12 protein-coding genes are annotated in these 18,123 nt (G+C 43.5%); 1 reads left to right on the top strand and 11 read right to left on the bottom strand.

Features of this window, described 5'->3' with window-relative positions; genetic code table 11:
- The first annotated feature begins 22 nt into the window (after window positions 1–22).
- The gene (locus tag LZF95_RS15335; RefSeq protein WP_233755977.1) at window positions 23–2,305 is read left to right on the top strand and encodes a TonB-dependent receptor; all 2,283 of its coding nucleotides are present in this window, start codon (window positions 23–25) and stop codon (window positions 2,303–2,305) included.
- Window positions 2,306–2,419: 114 nt separating this feature from the next.
- Here the strand turns inward: LZF95_RS15335 and LZF95_RS15330 are convergent, their stop codons facing one another.
- The 11 genes from LZF95_RS15330 to LZF95_RS15280 form a co-directional block, all read right to left on the bottom strand.
- On the bottom strand, window positions 2,420–2,980 hold the full coding sequence (locus tag LZF95_RS15330; protein WP_233755976.1) for a DUF3347 domain-containing protein: 561 nt from the start codon (window positions 2,978–2,980) through the stop codon (window positions 2,420–2,422).
- Between the two features lie 12 nt (window positions 2,981–2,992).
- On the bottom strand, window positions 2,993–3,688 hold the full coding sequence (locus tag LZF95_RS15325) for a PepSY domain-containing protein (protein ID WP_233755975.1): 696 nt from the start codon (window positions 3,686–3,688) through the stop codon (window positions 2,993–2,995).
- A 28-nt stretch (window positions 3,689–3,716) separates the two neighbouring features.
- A complete protein-coding gene (locus tag LZF95_RS15320) occupies window positions 3,717–5,501 on the bottom strand; it encodes an efflux RND transporter periplasmic adaptor subunit (protein WP_233755974.1) in 1,785 nt (594 codons plus the stop codon).
- 92 nt (window positions 5,502–5,593) lie between these two features.
- Window positions 5,594–7,573, bottom strand: coding sequence for a copper-translocating P-type ATPase (locus LZF95_RS15315; RefSeq protein ID WP_233756044.1), 1,980 nt, complete (start codon window positions 7,571–7,573; stop codon window positions 5,594–5,596).
- Between the two features lie 171 nt (window positions 7,574–7,744).
- Window positions 7,745–8,974: a TolC family protein gene (locus tag LZF95_RS15310; RefSeq protein ID WP_233755973.1), complete on the bottom strand. Its 1,230-nt coding sequence runs from the start codon at window positions 8,972–8,974 to the stop codon at window positions 7,745–7,747.
- Window positions 8,975–8,976: 2 nt separating this feature from the next.
- Entirely contained in the window at window positions 8,977–12,795 is a 3,819-nt protein-coding gene (locus LZF95_RS15305) for an efflux RND transporter permease subunit (protein WP_233755972.1), read from the bottom strand.
- 93 nt (window positions 12,796–12,888) lie between these two features.
- Entirely contained in the window at window positions 12,889–13,305 is a 417-nt protein-coding gene (locus tag LZF95_RS15300; RefSeq protein ID WP_233755971.1) for a hypothetical protein, read from the bottom strand.
- Between the two features lie 237 nt (window positions 13,306–13,542).
- Entirely contained in the window at window positions 13,543–13,968 is a 426-nt protein-coding gene (locus LZF95_RS15295; RefSeq protein WP_233755970.1) for a CHY zinc finger protein, read from the bottom strand.
- A 118-nt stretch (window positions 13,969–14,086) separates the two neighbouring features.
- Window positions 14,087–14,827 carry an AAA family ATPase gene (locus LZF95_RS15290; RefSeq protein ID WP_233755969.1) on the bottom strand — a complete coding sequence of 247 codons (741 nt, stop codon included), beginning with the start codon at window positions 14,825–14,827 and terminating at the stop codon, window positions 14,087–14,089.
- A 174-nt stretch (window positions 14,828–15,001) separates the two neighbouring features.
- Window positions 15,002–15,211 carry a heavy-metal-associated domain-containing protein gene (locus tag LZF95_RS15285; RefSeq protein ID WP_233755968.1) on the bottom strand — a complete coding sequence of 70 codons (210 nt, stop codon included), beginning with the start codon at window positions 15,209–15,211 and terminating at the stop codon, window positions 15,002–15,004.
- A gap of 323 nt (window positions 15,212–15,534) precedes the next feature.
- Window positions 15,535–17,763, bottom strand: a complete 2,229-nt coding sequence (locus tag LZF95_RS15280) for a cation-translocating P-type ATPase (RefSeq protein ID WP_233755967.1) — start codon at window positions 17,761–17,763, stop codon at window positions 15,535–15,537.
- Window positions 17,764–18,123 lie beyond the last annotated feature (360 nt).

Here is an 18,123-nt window from a genome sequence, read left to right as displayed (position 1 = left end):
ATTCTAATTTAATATTCAGATAATGAAACAGATCGTACTAGTAATAGCACTTTTTTATCTTATTCCTTATAGCTGTTATAGCCAAAATATGTTGATAAAAGGTAAGGTTCTATTCCAGGGAGAACCTGTAGAATATGCCAATGTGTATGTGAAAGGACAAGGCAAGGGAGCGGTGACAGATTCTCTAGGTAGATTTACAATCGCCTTGAATGAAACCGGAACCTTTACCTTCCAAGCATCTATGGTGGGGTTCCAGACATCCCAGCAGGTAGTGAAACTTTTAAATTCCGGTAATTCAGATTTGGTTTTCGACCTTAAAGAAATGGATGGAGGTTTGGATGAGGTAGTTGTAAGTGGCACGATGCAAGAAGTATCAAAGTTGGATAGTCCGGTGCCGGTGGAAGTTTACAGTGCTAATTTTTTTAGAGCCAATCCTACACCTTCCGTATTCGAATCCTTGCAGAATGTGAACGGCGTACGACCTCAAATCAACTGTAATGTCTGCAATACCGGGGATATTCATATAAACGGACTGGAAGGTCCATATACCATGGTGCTAATTGACGGGATGCCCATTGTAAGTGGCTTGGCCACTGTCTATGGCTTGACGGGCATTCCCCAGTCTCTGATAGATAGGATAGAAGTGGTAAAAGGTCCCGCATCCACACTATATGGCTCAGAGGCAGTGGGGGGATTGATCAATGTAATTACAAAAAAACCAGAAAACGCACCTTCATTATCCACGGATTTTTTTGGTACCAGTTGGGGAGAGATGAACCTTGATTTAGGTTTGCGCTCTAACTGGGGCAAAAACATTCAGGTACTTACCGGTATGAATGCTTTTTACTACGATAACCCGATTGACAATAACTCGGATGGATTTACCGACGTGACCCTTTCAAAAAGAATATCTGTTTTTCAGAAAATCAATGTACAGAGACCGGGAAAAAGGTTGTTCACCCTAGCGGGAAGATATATCTACGAAGATCGTTGGGGAGGACAGATGAACTGGACCACTGCTGACAGAGGTGGAGAGGAAGTGTATGGAGAGAGTATCTATACCAGTAGATGGGAGGCTTTTGGCACATGGCAGTTGCCGACCACAGAGAATATAAACTTTCAGTTTTCGGCGAATGGACACAACCAAAACTCAACGTATGGAACCACACGTTATAACGCTGATCAATACATAGGTTTCAGTCAATTGACCTGGACAAAAACGGCTCAAAAACATGGATTATTACTCGGGTTGGCATATCGATATACGTATTATGATGATAATACGGTCGCTACCACTAAGTCAGATTCAGACGAAAACGCTCCTTCAATCATCCATCTTCCAGGAGCTTTTTTACAGGATGAAATTAAGCTGACCGTCAATCAAAGTTTACTGCTTGGAGTCCGTTACGATCACAACTCCATTCATGGTTCTATTTTTTCGCCACGTTTGAATTACAAACTTTCTTCTACAGACAAAAGCATGGTGTTCAGATTCTCTGCGGGAAATGGTTTTAGGGTAGCCAATGTGTTTACGGAGGACCATGCTGCACTGACGGGTGCAAGGGAAGTGATCTTCACAGAAGAGTTGAGGCCTGAGCAAAGCTGGAATGTAAATGCGAATCTGGTGAAGAAAATCTACACCGATAACGGAACATTTATTGGATTGGATGGCTCAGCTTTCTACACTTACTTCACAAACCGTATCATCCCTGACTACGAGTCAAACCCAAATCAGATAATTTATGCCAATCTTGATGGCTCGGCGGTTTCTAAGGGTGTTTCGCTGAATCTCAATGCTGCTTGGGCAAATGGTTTGAATATGACTGGGGGAGCCACACTGATGGATGTGAGCATAGAGGAGGAGGGAATCAAATCACGGCAATTGCTTACGGAGCGTTTTTCCGGGGTTTGGTCAGTTGGTTATGAGTTTTTCCGCCTCGGGCTGACGGTGGATTATACAGGAAATGTTTACAGCCCTATGCGTTTGCCTTTGCTAGGCCCATTGGATGATAGACCGGAATTTTCCAGTTGGTACAGTCTCCAGAACATACAGTTGACCAAAAAGATAGGGGAGAAGTGGGAAATATATGGTGGCGTGAAAAACCTGTTGAATTTTACACCTCCTGCCAATTCAATAGCCAGGGCATTTGATCCCTTTGACGAGGGGGTGCTTTTTGGGCCAAATGGAAATGTGATTCCAACTCCGGGTAACCCAAATGCGCTCACCTTTGATCCTACGTATGTGTTTGCGCCAAATCAGGGAATCAGAGGGTTCTTGGGAGTGAGGTTTACAGTATCAGATTGATGAAAATAATTGCGGAGAATGATATGGGTTTCACGGAGAGCGTAAATAAGCTCTGGGCTTTTCTGTTGGGTAAAAAGGGTAGGGGCGAAAGATTTGTGCCCCTACCATGCCTGTTCAAATCTTTTCCTTCACAGAACCGCATTTCATCATTTTATCCCCGAAATACGGGTTTTTGATTTCTTCCGACAGGCTGATCCAATTTGCTCCTTTATTGCCATTTGCCATAGGGCAATGTTGCAGAAATAAGTTTCCTGCTACCAGCTCACTGTTTTTGGCCAATGTTATCATTTGATCCGAAAGACTGATAAATGATTCTCGCTGAATCTTAGGATCAGTGCTTTCTGCAATTTTCTGCGCATCTTCCCTGATAGAATTGTACTTTGTTTCAGTCAGCAAAGACTCCAGTTTTTTCGCCTCTACACTTACTTTTTCACCATCAGTTTGTACCAGGGCATCTTTCAATGCCAAGTATGCACTGAAAATCTGGGTGGTTGACTCTTCTTTGAATGCGACTGTTGAGGTTGTTGCGGCGATTTTCTCCGCTGGTTCAGCCTCATGCATTCCATGCGAGTCCGAATCATTCATTTGTGAATGATTTTCACCGGATTTACCTGAGCAGGCAATTGAAAGGGCAATCAGTAGAGAAATTGCAAAAGGTGTTCTTAGATTTTTCATTTTGATAGGTATTTATTTTTTTGGTTTTTTATTTTTCCGTCTTGTCATAAAGAATAAGGTGAAGCCTGAACCCACGGCTGCCAATCCTGCCAGGGAAAATATCCGCAGCAAAAGGTTGTTGAAATTATCCCTTCCGGCATAATCCATAGTGTGAAACATCCATAGAAAGTCAAACCAACGCCAAGATCTGTGCCTCACCTTGGTGAACTGTCCGCTCCTGGCATCTACATAGGCCACAAGATTTTCAGGATGGTCAAAATGTACAGCCCAAGCCGGTAGGGAAGTTCCACGGTACTCATGGTGAGCCCCTGCCTTGGTCAGGTATTGCATTTCCTTAATTTGGAGATCGTCCTTGATATAAATCCGGGAGATTTCTCTTGCTTCTGCTTCTGAAATCCCGGGATGAAGTTCCCCTGTTTTAGCGTCAAACAACTTGCTCTGATTTACCCAATAGTAAGGTCTGTGGTTAACAAACCTAAGCTCAAGGGATGATATCATTAGGGTAGTATCAAGTCTGTTTATATCGATTAGCCCATTTGCATTTTCATGCATCATATGTTCGGTACGATAATGATCGCCGTGGATTTCATCAATATCTGTCCAGCTGAAATAGAGCCCTGAAATGGTCCAGAAGAGGAACTGAATTCCTATAAGCACTCCCAAAAATCTATGGATCCTGCGTGCGTAATACTGATTGTTCTTGCGCATCTATTCTTAATTGTTACGTCTATAAATTTTAAGGTATTGTCTTGATGACCTCACCGCATGTAAGCATCGCATTCCCAAAGTATGGGTTGACTACTTTTTCCTCCAAACTCAACCAATCCGCACCTCTGTTGCTGTCTGCCATGGGACAATGCTGTACATAGATTTTGGTAGTTAAGGGCTTGAAGTTCTCTGCCAATCCAAGCATCTCATCGGATATGGAACCAAATGATTTTCGGATTTCTTCTAATTTTTCTTGGGAACTGATCTGAGCGAGTGCCGCTTTGATTCTTTCACTGTATTTCATCCATTCAGTGTGGGCATCACCTTTGAATTCAGCCATGTTCACCTTTTCCAACAAGGTCAGCATGTCATCTGCGCTGGATTTGGATCCGGCTAGCTCATCCTTGGTCAATGCATTTTTCAACTTGAAATAAGTATCAAAAACGGGTTTCAGCTCATCCTTCGCTTTGGCAGAAACCTCCGTGTGACTGGTAGAAACCTTGGTGCTTGTTTTACTTTCAGTAATCTCGCCATGATTATGTCCGGTCATCGCAGCGCCGCCCTCTGGTGACATCATGCTCGGTTTTCCCGCCAGTTGGGCAGCCGCATCGATACTAAAGGTGCCATTTACGGCAATTTCTTCCCCTGGTTCCAATCCTGAGGTAATGAGGTATTCCGAGCCCAATGATGCACCAAGGGTAACTTCCCGAAGTTGAAAGGTCACGGCCTGATCAGTTACATTTTTTATATAAACCACCGAACGGGTCCCTGTCCACATGACAGCTGTTTTTGGTACTACAATGCTATTGTCTTCGTTGGAAGGGGTTTTGCTGTCAACTTCCCCAGAAACAAACATTTCAGGTTTAAATTTCAAATTGGGGTTGCTTACCTCCAACCGGGCTTTCGCTACTCTGGTCTGGGGATTAATGACCGGGTCTATATAGCTTAGTTTGCCCGCGAATTTCTCTCCCGGAAATGATTGTACTGTGAATTGTATAGGATCACCTTTTTTGATCCATTGGAGCTCAGATTCATAAACGTCAAAAAGTACCCAGACTTTGCTCAGATCAGCGATTTGATAGATTGCTTGACCACGGTTTACATAATCACCCAGATTGACCATTTTTTCGGTGACATATCCAGAGACATTGGCTAGAATAGGAAGTTGTTCAGTCACTTTTCCCGTAACCAAAATCTGTTCAATCTGTACAGCTGTGAGTTTCCAGTTTTTAAGTTTTTCTATAGCTGCATTGAAAAGCGCCGGCTGACTGTCCTTGATTTTTTCCGCCTGAAAAAGTTCCTCTTGAGCTGTTGCCAATTCCGGTGAATAAATTTGCCCCAGCACTTGGCCTTTTTTGACGTATTCCCCTGTAAAGTTGATCTGCAGCTCTTCGATTCTTCCGGGAATATGGGCCGATTGGGTATAATTCTGCCGCTCATCCGCCTGGATTTTACCATTTAGCCTAATGGACTTTCTGGCGCTGGCATTTCCGACTACCATGGATTGAACTCCTGCCAACTGCATAGCGGTAGGAGACATGGTCACGGACATAGGATCAGCTTCGGTGTTATTGTTTTCCAGTGGAATAAGATCCATCCCACAGATAGGGCAGTCACCGGGCTCATCCTGTCGGATCTGAGGGTGCATTGAGCAGGTGTAAGTGATAGGAATTCCCGCAATGGATTCGATATGGTCATGTTCATCGACTTCTTTTTTTGGCTCGGGAGTAGGCTTAATCAGCCAACCAATGGCCAGTCCTGCCACCAAGGTTATGGCTATCAGGACAAATTTATTGTTGAATATATTTTTCATCTGCTTATATTTTGATTTTATCGGTCACACGAAAACTCGCACGGTGGATAATCATCTGGCTGTGTGTCTTTCTTCTTCATTCTCGGTTTCAGTTAAGATTTAATTTGTCCTTTTAACAATTGAGCGTTTAACGCAACGATCACAGTACTCAGACTCATCAGAGCTGCACCAATGGCCGGGCTAAGGATTATCCCTGCTCCTGCCAATACACCGGCAGCCAGTGGAACGGCCACTATATTATAGCCTGCCGCCCACCAGATGTTCTGCATCATTTTTTTGTAAGTCGCGCCCCCAAAAAGGATTAAATTGGCAATGTCTTTTGGATTACTGTTCACCAAAATAATATCTGCTGTTTCAGCTGCAACGTCGGTGCCTGATCCTACGGCGATGCCTACATCTGCCTGTGCTAAAGCAGGGGCATCATTGACGCCGTCCCCGGTCATTGCTACAAATTCACCTTTTGACTGTAGGTCTTTGATAATCTGCTGCTTGTCTTCCGGCATTACTTCAGCATAATGGCCGTCCAGCCCCAGTGTTTTACTTACTGCTTTAGCGACTGTTTCATTGTCGCCTGTAGCCATAAGGATTTTTATCCCCTGTTTTTTGAGTGTGTCTATGGCCTCCTGGGATTCCTCCCTGATTTCATCGGCCAAAGCGATAAAACCGATTAGTTTCCCGTCCGAAAGAACAAAAACCACTGTCTCATCTTCAGATTTAAAAGCTCCTTCCGGTTGCGCTATGCCTTTTTGTTTTAATCCTCCCGGACTCAAAATACTGATTTCCTTTCCGTTGAGTTTAGCTTGTATGCCCATTCCAGTTATATTCCGGAAATTTTCCGACTCACCGAGTTTAAGAGCTAACTCTTTGGATTTTCTTACTATCCCAGCCGCGATAGGATGCTCTGAACTATTTTCGACGGTGGCAGCTATAGAAAGTAATTCTTGATCATCCATTCCAGCATCTACGCTTTTGAACCGGGTTACTCCGAATTCTCCTTTGGTCAAGGTTCCTGTTTTATCAAAGATGATGGTGGTCAGTTTTCTGGAGTTTTCGAAAGCAGTTCTGTTGCGGATCAATAATCCATGCTTGGCAGAGACTGAAGTAGAAATTGCGACCACCAGGGGGACCGCCAATCCCAGGGCATGGGGGCAGGAGATGATCATGACGGTAACCATCCGCTCCAACGCATAGTTGAAGTCTTCACCTAAACTTAACCAAACTACCAACGTGACGATCCCTGCTGCCAACGCAATGTAAAACAACCAACCCGCGGCTTTATTGGCCAGGTTCTGGGTTTTGGACTTGGTTTTCTGCGCTTCTGTAACCAATCCGATTACTTTGGATAAATAGGAATCCTCGCCGGTGTGCCTGACTTTAATCTTCAGGGCACCGTTCTCGTTCACCGAACCGCCAATTACCTCATTGTCTTTTTGTTTGACTACCGGCTTGGACTCACCCGTAAGCATGGATTCATTTACATGACTGCTTCCTTCCAGGACTTGTCCATCGGCGGGGATTTTCTCACCTGGCCTCACCAGAATTATGTCACCTGATTTTAACTCCGCAATAGGAACATCTTCAGAATCTCCATTTTCCTTAATTCTTCTGGCTTCTGAGGGCATCATCTTAGCCAGTTCCTGTAAGGCATTCGAGGCGCCCAATACTGATTTCATTTCTATCCAATGTCCCAAAAGCATGATGTCGATTAAACTGACGAGCTCCCAGAAAAATATTTTCCCCGACAGACCAAACACTACCGCGGAGCTATAGGAATAGGCTACCGAAATGGCCAGGGCAATCAAGGTCATCATTCCGGGTTTCCTGTCCTTTAGTTCATCTACCATGCCTTTCAGGAAAGGCCAGCCACCGTAGAAGAACACCAGGGAGGAAAGTGCAACTTGCAGGTATCGATCCCCTTCAAATCTGAATTCATAGCCAACAAGGCTCTGGATCATTGGTGATAGGACTACTATCGGCAAGGTGATGACCAAAGAAACCCAAAACCGTTTTTTGAAATCCTGGATCATATGCATATGATGCATGCCATGGTCATGGCCTTGCGCTCCTTTCATAGCATGTTTTCCCTTTTTATGGGAATCATGCTGTTGGTGATTGTGATCTGAATGGTCCATAGTGTATGGGGTTTACTAGAATGTATAGGTTCAAAAACACCACTGCATATAGGATGACAAATGAAATCTTCTGCATTGTCGCGATGTTCAGGCAGCTCTTACTTCTCATAGTCAGTAAGTTTTGGCGGTTATGTAATTGATCTGCGCCAAGGATGTTTTATAAGCTACCATAGCTTTGAGTTTCATTTTTTTTAATTCCAGCAATTGCTGTTGCACACTCAAAACCTCTTCAAAATCCTTCCCCGAGTTGCTATAGGAATTATAAAGAAGATCTAGGTTTTGCTGGGTAGTCAACACTTGTCTGTCATACAGTGAGATCAGGTCATCCTGGATTTTCATGTCGGAAGAATAGCGGTGATAGGAACCGTAAAGCTTATTGCTTAACTCCTCTTTTTCCAGTTTATAGGACTCCTGTGTCAGTTCAGCCTCTTTTTGAGCCCCCTTGTATTTTCCACGGAAAATCGGAAGACTCATCGTGACCATGGGCATCAATACATTTTTGCCGTTATCAGGCATGACCATATCTGTTCGTTCTCCCACCAGTACATAATCCACTCCCGCCCCTAGCTTTGGCATGCCTTGCTTTTGGGCTACCCGCTTACTGGCTTCACTGGATTGAATTTTTAGGTTCACACCCTCCAACAAGGGGTTGGACGGGATAGAATCCGGTGAAATCACCCGTTCCTCAGCTTTGATTTCTAACTTTTCTGAGATCTCAACGGGGGAATCATGAGGCCGTGAAAGCAATGAGTTAAGCCATGAGTTGCTTCCCTCTATTTTAACCTTTAGTACCTCGAGGTTCGTCTTGGCGGCCTGGATCATTATGTCCGCACGGAGGGCATCAGTGAGTGATCCCGTTCCATTTTCAAGTTTGGAAGTGGCAAGGGAATAGTAGGTTTCAAGGATGCGGAGGTTTTCCTCCTCAATAGCAATTAACTCATGGGTCTCCAGAAGAGGATAATACACAGCGGCCAGCTGGTTGTAAAGCTGGTTTTTTGCATCAAGAAATTCCTGATATTTCACTTCGGCCTGTAAGGCCGCCACATCCTCTTGTGCCTTTAAGGTGCCAAACCAAGGAAATAGCTGGGTCAGCGAAAAACGGGCTTTTTGCGGCCCTACACGGGTTTCCACAGGAGAGATAAAATAGCCAAATGACAAGCTTGGATCTTGCAAAGAGCCTACTTGGGGGATCTTTTCCAATGCTGCTTCAAAAGCCTTGTATTTAGCTTTTAGTCCTGGATTGTTTTCGGCACCTAGTTGAAAATAGTCGGCTAAGCTTTGCGCAGCTGCTGAATAACTAACTCCCAGAAGCAAAAGAAGGGAAAGTGTGATGATTTTCATTTTCAGCTTTTTTTAAGTTTTCGTTCCTCCCGGATGGAGTACAGCACGGGAACAATAAAGTAGGTGATAGCCGCTACGATCATTCCCCCGAAAGCAGGGATGGCCATAGGGATCATGATATCAGAACCTCTGCCTGTAGAAGTCAAAATTGGCAATAAGGCAATAATTGTGGTGGCTGAAGTCATAATAGCTGGCTTGATTCTGCGCTGACCGGCTTCAACTATCGCTATTCGTATACCTCTGAAATTGTCAGTCTTGTTTTTGGCAAAACTTTGGTCCAAATAGGTTGCCATCAGCACACCGTCATCTGTGGCAATACCAAACAAAGCGATGAAACCAACCCATACAGCGACACTTAGGTTGATGGTTTGGATTTGAAAGAGGTTGCGGAAATTCGTCCCAAAGAAGCTGAAGTCTCCAAACCATGATTGACCGTATAACCAAAGCAAGATAAAAGCCCCACTAAAAGCCATGGCAATACCTGTGAAAACCATCAATGAAGTAGCCACGGAGCGGAACTGGAAATATAAAATCAGGAATATGATCAGAAGGACCACCGGAACAATAATACTGAGTCTTTTCTCTGCACGTACCTGATTTTCGTAGCTTCCAGAGAATTTATAACTCACGCCTTGTGGCACTTCCAATTCTCCGGAATCAATCCTGCTTTGGATGAGCTCTCTGGCATCTTCCACTACAGTTACTTCTGAGAAACCATCTTTTTTGTCAAAGAGAACATATCCTACCAAGAAGGTGTCCTCACTTTTGATTGCCTGAGGACCACGTAGGTATTCAAATTTCACGAGCTGACTAAGCGGAACCTGTGCTCCGGTAGGAGTGGGGACCAGAATTTTCCCCAGCGATTCGGGATCATCCCGGAGTTCCCTGGGATAGCGTACACGTACAGGAAACCGTTGTCTGCCTTCTACTGTGTTGGTGATATTCATGCCCCCAATGGCAGTTTCTATCACCTGCTGAACCGATTCTATGCTCAAACCATACCGAGCGATTAACTCACGGTCAATATTCAGTTGCAAATAGGGCTTGCCTACAATCCGATCTGCAAAAATTGCTTCCTGCTTGACCGAAGGCACTTCTTTGAGAATATTTTCCACCTGTATGCCAAAGTCTTCGATAGTCTGAAGGTCTGGACCATAGACTTTAATCCCCATTGGCGCACGCATACCGGTTTGGAGCATGACCAGACGGGTTTCAATCGGCTGGAGTTTAGGCGCGGAAGTGATGCCAGGGATTTTGGTTACCGCTATGATTTCGTTCCATATATCATCCGGAGAATGGATAGTTTCCCTCCAGTTTCTAAAGTAGAGTCCGTCTTCATCCTCAATTAGTCCAGTTGTAGGTGTAGCTTTTTCTATAGCTTCCTGATTGCTTAGTGTATCCCCGCTAGTAAAAATAAAACGTCCTTCTTTGTCCGTTTTGAAGCGTTGTCGATGGCCTTTTTTATTAAGTTGATACTCCGGTTTATAATTGATTATGTTTTCGTACATGGAAATGGGAGCCGGATCCAAAGCCGATTCCGCCCGCCCCAATTTCCCGACTGTAAGTGCTACTTCCGGGATACTGGTAAGCAGCATGTCCAGCTGTCCTATTACTTTCCTGTTAAAGGCAATACCGGAATGGGGCATGGCTGTTGGCATTAGCAGAAAGCTTCCTTCATCCAGGGAGGGCATAAATTCTTTCTGCATACCGGGAAACATATGATCCAGGTTAGACCAGAATTTGCCTGATTCGATATTCCATCCGACCACATGGGTGACTGCCGGGATAAAAGCAAAAATCTTAGTAAAGCCCATCCATATGGTTCCCCCAAGTAAGATCAGGATGGTTGGAATAGTAAGGAAAGCCGCTTTATGATCCAGACACCAGATGAGTATGCGTTTGTAGAAGATTTCGAGAGCACTGAATGCCCCAAGTATCACACTTACCAAAATACCCACAAAAATCACATTTGTCAGTAAGGATTTGCCTGGGCCTAAGGGTAACCAATAGCTTGCCAGAAGCCATATCACTCCGGCTATTACTAAAATGATTTCTAGGCGATTATAGACAGGCCGTATTTGTAGTGGTAGGTCAATAGGCTTGGTTTCTACGATGTATTTGAAAAGACCAATTACTACAAAGGCCAGAAGCATGATCCCTGACCAAGAATATCCATAAATCAAGGCAAGAATACCTGAAATTGCCAGCACTGCATTGCCTGCTATTTTACTTCTTTTACTGGTTAGTTTAAAGCCAAAGAAAAGATGGGCAAGCATGGGTAAGATCAATAGCGAGACGATCAGCGCTGCAATCAGTGCAAAAGTCTTCGTATAAGCCAAAGGGCCAAAAAGTTTTCCCTCAGCAGCTTCCATAGTGAACACGGGTATAAAACTGACAATAGTGGTAGAGACTGCCGTAAGAATGGCGGTGGCTACTTCTGATGAACCTTTATAGATTGTGGTAATTAATTTCTGCTCTGCAGGTGCTTCGTCTATATGTTTTAGGATGTTTTCGGAAAGAATAATTCCTAAATCCACCATGGTCCCAATCGCAATTGCTATCCCTGACAGCGCAACGATATTTGCATCTACTCCTACATACCGCATGGCTATAAATACCATCAATATTGAAATAGGCAATAAACTTGATATCAGGATAGAAGCTCTGAGATTGTAAACCATCACTATCACTACCAGAATAGTAATAAGGATTTCCAATGAAAGTGCTTCTTCCAGGGTTCCCAATGTTTCTTGGATCAGTGTAGAGCGGTCGTAAAACGGAACTATTGTGAGTTGGCTTACCCTTCCATCATCCAGTGTTTTACGTGGTAGGCCTGGGGCAATTTCTTTGATCTTTTCTTTCAGATTGTTGATTACCTGAAGTGGATTGGAACCGTATCGCGCCACTACGACACCTCCAACTACCTCTGCGCCATCTTTATCCAAAAGCCCTCTTCGATTTGCAGGGCCAAGACTTACCACTCCGATATCTTTGATTCTGATGGGAACATTATCTTTGACATCTACTACTGCCAGCTCCAGATCTTCGACGTTTTTGAGATAGCCCAGGCCTCTTACCAGGTATTCGGCCTGATTGATCTCAACGGTCTTGGCACCCACATCACGGTTGCTCTGTTTGACGGCCAGCATCACTTTGTCCAAAGGGATGTTGTACGCTTTTAAGGCATCCGGATTCACATCAACTTGATATTCCTGCACAAAACCACCTATGGAAGCCACCTCGGAAACTCCTTCCACGGCATTGAGCCCATACTTCACAAAAAAATCCTGAACAGATCGAATCTCATGCAAGTCCCACCCACCTGTTGGGTTTCCTTCGGCATCTCTTCCTTCCAAGGTGTACCAGTAAACTTGACCTAATGCAGTGGCATCCGGTCCCAATGCAGGTTGTACCGCTTCAGGAAGTAATCCTGAAGGTAATGAATTGAGTTTCTCCAGGATTCTAGACCTGGACCAGTAAAATTCGGTGCCTTCGTCGAAAATGATATAGATACTGGAAAAACCGAAAATAGAGGAGCTACGAATTGATTTCACTCCAGGGAGCCCAAGCAAATAGGTTGTTAAGGGATATGAAATTTGATCTTCAATGTCTTGTGGGGATCGGCCAGGCCATTGGGTAAAGACAATCTGTTGGTTCTCACCAATATCGGGAATAGCATCCACGGGAACTGGATCAGAAGGCAGGGCGCCTACTTTCCATCCAAAAGGAGCTGTTGCAATTCCTCCGGCAATCAAAGCGATCAGCAGAAGAAAAGTAACAAGTTTATTTTCCAGAAAATATTTGATAATCGAGTTAAGCATGATTTAATCCTGGTATAAAGAAATAAAATAGAAGGAGCTATGGATTTATTCCATTAGCTAAAAAGAGGTCTTATGACCTACTACCAGGAAGAATTAAATCAAGAAGGATTGAAACAGAACATTAAAGTCCTTTTCAATCGTGGGGGGGATTAAGTAGGGTTGTGGTCGCCTGTCATCAGACGTTACGGCAATGTTGAAGATAAACGATTGTGTAAATGCTGCTATAAAAACCAGTTGGGCAGCATCGATTTGTAGGACCTTGAGATTTTGATCCTTATCGTTTTGAACCAGCTCGAATTGATTCTGACAGCACTCAATAGGGTTTATGCTTTGTTCTGAGTCTGGCAACTCCTCTTCGTGCGAGTTGCCCATTCCACAATCCAGATGCTTAATTGCGATTCCAAATTCCGCCATCATTTCTGAACCCATGCATAGATGGGTGCTCTTGGCCATTCCGATGTTTGAGAACATCAGCAGAAGTGCCAGGGCTATGGAAATTTGCTTTTTCATGTGTTTATAATTGATTTTTATCAGCCACATAGCCTGTCCCGAACTTGATTCGGGAGAATCTCGCGTGGTTAATAATCATCTCTTTGTGTGTTGCCTACGACATGCTCGATTTCAACAGGTTAAAATTACGGATTAATGTTCAGTAGGTTTGATTTTTCCAACCAGTTAATGAATCTTATAAATTAGAATTTTTTGTAATTTATTGATAATTAATTAGCTATCAAATGTTTAATGGGTTCAATTATCCGAATCTGTCTCAAAGTATAAATGATAATGCTTGCTACAACCTGGGTTGAAAGCGGCAGTACATTTTGGGCATGTATTGCCACTGGACTGATATTCCGAGATTGTCAGTTCAGTACCACATACTCCACAAAGGATTGCTTTGGAACCAAACTCTGCTTTAGGCCAGATTTCATGCTTGTGATCAGCTTCTTCCTCATGACATGAAAAGCATGGATAGTACTTCCCGCAGCATTTGAATTTGATGGCAATGATATCCAGATCCGAATGCCAGTGCTGACATCGGGTCTGGTTATCGACAGTTTTGCCATAGATGTTTATTCCCTTTATTTCTGATCTTACAATTGGAAGCAAAGGAGCTTGTTGGGCTAAAACTTGGCTGCAAATTAATGCCAGGAAGGAAAGTAACAGGATTTTCATTGATGCTTTACGAGACTGTTTTCTTGTTTGGAACCTGAAGGTAATTAACCTTTGGGATTTCTAAAACCCCGAAGATTTTCACTGTACGTATTAGAATGTTATCGCATATTCCATACAGCTACAAATGCCGCAGGAAAACATCTGGATTATTAAGGAAGTTTTTCAAAATAGTAAAGTGCTCTGTTTCCTGATAATTAACTTTCTGAATTTTATCTCCAAACTGGAATATCGTCGCATTGGGAAGAGTCATTAAGATAGGGGAGTGTGTGGCTATGATAAACTGGCAACCATGATTTTCAGCCAGATTTTTGATCAGGGAGAAAAGTGCCAGTTGCCGCTGGGGCGAAAGGGCTGCCTCAGGTTCGTCAATCAGGTAAATTCCTTCTGCTTGCAATCGGCCTTCCAGGACTTTTAGAAAACCCTCTCCGTGGGAAACTTCGGTAAGATTCCCATATTTACGTAGAAGAGCTTCTTTTTGCCCCTGTACAGCTCCCACAGCCAATTTTAATCCAGATCCGCTCAATCTTTTTTCGAAATCGACGATGTCCCCTTTTAGTTCATCGTCCAGGATCCGAAGGCGCTTCACAAAGCCAAAGTAATCTTCAGCTCTGAAGAAAAAGCCACGATATGCTTTATTGTTCCATCGGGTAACTATACTTTCTCCATAGGATTTGACTCCATCAAGTGTTTCGTCTTGCTCCAAATCAGTGCTACCAATAGCAGGTAAATTCAACTTGATCGCCAGTGCTTTAAGTAGCGTTGACTTTCCCGACCCATTTTCTCCAACAAAAACCGTCACCGGATTTCCGAAAGTCATAGATCCCAATTCAGTCAAAGATTTAATAGAATAAGGGAACATCGAACTATTGTTAGAGGGAAGGTAAATCTGATGGAGGAAGTACATGGGGGGTTAGAGGTTAGAATTGGATAAAAGCACGGGATTGCAAATCCCGTGCTGCAGATAGCAGAATGCATGCGTTGTTTAACCTTCGAGGTTTTCAAAACCTCGAAGGTTTTAATTCTCACAATTAATTTACTCCGGTTTTGCGATAAATCCCGCTTTTAGGACAGTTTTAAATACTTCATCAGAAGTGATGTCGTCAGACTCCACAGTTAGAATCCTGTCCTCACTTTGCAAATCCACAGACCATGAATTGATCTTGGATTCGGCATTTAAAACAGGAGTGACCTTGGCGAGACAATTGCCACAAGCGATATTAGTTTTGAATTTTTGAGTTTTCATTTTATGGATTGTAAAATTTGAAAATTGAAAGATTGAAATATTAGTTCAAAGGTTTGGAGGTGGTAAAGTTGAAAGGTCTTTTATACTTAAGTTATCACCCTGAGCACCTGCCTGTCCCGGTAGGCAGGGAGTCGAGGGGTTATTTCAGATTCTAGGCTCTTGAATCTTATTTCTTCATACTTGGTACTTTTTTCTAGGTTCTAGACTTTTGTATCTATCGTCTTGACAATAGCTACTTTATACTTATTTCTTGGTTCTCAAATCTTGATTCTTGTCTTTTGATTAATTGTCGAATAATGAATTTTACAGATGAATAATGAACTTTAGATGCGTTTCTTTTTTAGTCTAAGGCTATTCAATACTACCGACACAGAACTGAAGGCCATTGCGGCACCCGCGATCATAGGATCGAGCAAGAATCCATTGATAGGATATAAAACCCCGGCGGCAATAGGGATGCCGATCAAATTGTAAATAAATGCCCAGAAGAGGTTTTCCTTAATACCCCGTACAGTTTGACCGGATAAATTGAGGGCTTTGGGAATGACTTCAAGATCGGAGGAAACTATGGTCATTTTTGCCACATCCATCGCAATGTCCGAGCCGTGTCCCATGGCGATACTGATATCTGCCTGTGCCAATGCTTCTGAGTCATTGATGCCATCACCGACCATTGCTACAATTTTACCTTTTGCTTGAAGTTCTTTGACGAACTCTGATTTATCAGAAGGCATCACCTCCGCTTTGAAATCAGTCAATCCGACTTGTTGGGCAACTGAAGCCGCAGTCTGTTGACTATCCCCGGTAAGCATATACACGTCAATACCTTGCTCTTTTAACTTTAAGATTGCTGATTTCGAACTGGCTTTGATCTCATCGGAAATAGCAATTACCGAAAGGACTGATTGCTCATTGCCAAAGAATACCACGGTTCTGGCCTCATTACTCCAGGTTGTAGCCAACTTATTTAAGTGCGGACTAATCGAAATGTCATTCAGTTGGATCAATTTGGCATTCCCAACAAAGAACTTTTGGCCTGAGGGATTTTTGGCTTCCACTCCTTGCCCTGTCAAACTTTGAAAATCTGAGACAGACTCTGCAGAGAAACCATCTTCTCTTAACTTTTTGCCCACTGCATCTGCCAGAGGATGCTCAGATTTTGACTCTATGGCAAGTAGGATAGGGGCAAAAGTGTTTTTCAATGTTTCATTTTCCCAACCAATATCCGAAACGGTCGGTTTTCCAGCGGTGATGGTCCCGGTTTTATCCAGAATAATTGCATTGACCTTGTGGGCTATTTCCAGACTTTCAGCGTCTTTGATAAGGATATTGTTCTCGGCGCCTTTACCAATCCCGACCATGATAGCAGTAGGCGTGGCCAATCCCAATGCACAGGGACAGGCAATCACCAACACAGCGACAGCATTCAAGACAGCATGCGAAAGCGCATCCTCTCCTCCGATAAGCATCCAAACAAAAAAGGTCAGAATCGAAATGCCAATGACTACAGGGACAAAGATCGAGGCTATTTTATCCACCAATTTCTGGACAGGGGCTTTGCTGCCCTGTGCTTCCTGCACCCGCTTGATGATCTGGGATAGAAGAGTTTCACTTCCGACTTTCTCTGCTTTGAAATGGAAGCTGCCCTTTTGATTGATGGTCCCTGCGAACACTTTATCACCTTCTGCTTTCTCCAAGGCAATGGGTTCGCCACTGATCATACTTTCGTCAACAAAGGAATTTCCCGATATTACTCTACCATCCACTGGGATTTTGTCACCTGGACGCACGACGATTTCATCCCCTCTCTGAACAGCGGAAATGGGGATTTCCTGTTCTTGACCATTTACAATGGTTTTCAAGGTTTTTGGCTGTAGTCCCATCAAATTCTTGAGCGCAGTGGACGCTCTCGACTTTGCTTTTTCCTCCAGCAATTTTCCGAAAAGAATAAAGGTGATGATCACCGTGGCCGCTTCATAATAGACATGCGGCTCAAAACCCCGGCTGACCCAGAATTCCGGAAACAGCGTATTGAACAAACTAAAAGTAAAAGCTATCCCTGTACTGAGCGCGACCAGTGTGTCCATGTTGACACTTTTGTGAGTGGCTTGCTTCCAGGCACTGATAAAAAAACGCTTTCCAAAAACGGTCATCACAGGAATAGCCAAAACAAGGGAAATCCAAGTCCCTGGATGCCAATGCATATAAAACATCCCAATGATGAAAATAGGAAGGGTAAGAATCGTCGCACCAATCGTATGTTTCTTTAGCTTTTGGTAATGCTCAGCCTGGTTTGCAGAGACAGTTTCATCTGCATTTTCAGTTTCTGTGATCAGCCCATATCCTATTGCTGCAAGCGCTTCGTTCAGGCCTTCAGGATTTATTTCATCCGAATATTCTACCAACACGGTGCTTGAGGCGAAATTTACCTGGGCAGACTTCACCCCATCTGTATGTGCCAAAATTGTTTCCACACTGGATGCGCAGGCTGCGCAGGTCATGCCTGTGACAGGGAAAGTCTCTTTGTGCAGTGTTTGAGTGGATTCTTCCATGAGTTGTTTGTCTTTGATTGACATTACAAACTTAGGAAGAGTCGGGTAGGGAAATGTTATGGGATTTTGGGGAAAAATTATGAGATTTTGGTGCAGGCAGTAGGAAAGATAAAGCGGATAGCATAGTGAGATCGAAATTTATTACTCCACTTTCTATTAAAGTTTCCAATACACTTTTTAAACACCAACGATTAACCCACTAACTTTAGAACTATAAATTATATGTAAGCCCTAAACTTGATTTTCCCACAGCTATCATACAACTCTGCTAGGATCATTTCCGTGGACATCGAAATTACTTGATGCGGTTTACACCTAGTCGGGAATGTTTTTATATAAAAAAACATATTTTACATCATT

The sequence above is a fragment of the Algoriphagus sp. AGSA1 genome, from assembly GCF_021390545.1.
Classification (GTDB): domain Bacteria; phylum Bacteroidota; class Bacteroidia; order Cytophagales; family Cyclobacteriaceae; genus Algoriphagus.
Note: the sequence above shows the minus strand (reverse complement) of the source record. Positions and strands in the feature narration are given on the sequence as shown.

What these genes read in the sequence shown, in the direction of transcription:
- LZF95_RS15290 (WP_233755969.1), bottom strand. Translation starts at nt 14,827, where the DNA reads ATGTTCCCTTATTCTATTAAATCTTTGACTGAATTGGGATCTATGACT.
- LZF95_RS15325 (WP_233755975.1), bottom strand. Translation starts at nt 3,688, where the DNA reads ATGCGCAAGAACAATCAGTATTACGCACGCAGGATCCATAGATTTTTG.
- LZF95_RS15300 (WP_233755971.1), bottom strand. Translation starts at nt 13,305, where the DNA reads ATGAAAAAGCAAATTTCCATAGCCCTGGCACTTCTGCTGATGTTCTCA.
- LZF95_RS15335 (WP_233755977.1), top strand. Translation starts at nt 23, where the DNA reads ATGAAACAGATCGTACTAGTAATAGCACTTTTTTATCTTATTCCTTAT.
- LZF95_RS15285 (WP_233755968.1), bottom strand. Translation starts at nt 15,211, where the DNA reads ATGAAAACTCAAAAATTCAAAACTAATATCGCTTGTGGCAATTGTCTC.
- LZF95_RS15320 (WP_233755974.1), bottom strand. Translation starts at nt 5,501, where the DNA reads ATGAAAAATATATTCAACAATAAATTTGTCCTGATAGCCATAACCTTG.
- LZF95_RS15295 (WP_233755970.1), bottom strand. Translation starts at nt 13,968, where the DNA reads ATGAAAATCCTGTTACTTTCCTTCCTGGCATTAATTTGCAGCCAAGTT.
- LZF95_RS15330 (WP_233755976.1), bottom strand. Translation starts at nt 2,980, where the DNA reads ATGAAAAATCTAAGAACACCTTTTGCAATTTCTCTACTGATTGCCCTT.
- LZF95_RS15310 (WP_233755973.1), bottom strand. Translation starts at nt 8,974, where the DNA reads ATGAAAATCATCACACTTTCCCTTCTTTTGCTTCTGGGAGTTAGTTAT.
- LZF95_RS15280 (WP_233755967.1), bottom strand. Translation starts at nt 17,763, where the DNA reads ATGGAAGAATCCACTCAAACACTGCACAAAGAGACTTTCCCTGTCACA.
- LZF95_RS15315 (WP_233756044.1), bottom strand. Translation starts at nt 7,573, where the DNA reads ATGAAAGGAGCGCAAGGCCATGACCATGGCATGCATCATATGCATATG.
- LZF95_RS15305 (WP_233755972.1), bottom strand. Translation starts at nt 12,795, where the DNA reads ATGCTTAACTCGATTATCAAATATTTTCTGGAAAATAAACTTGTTACT.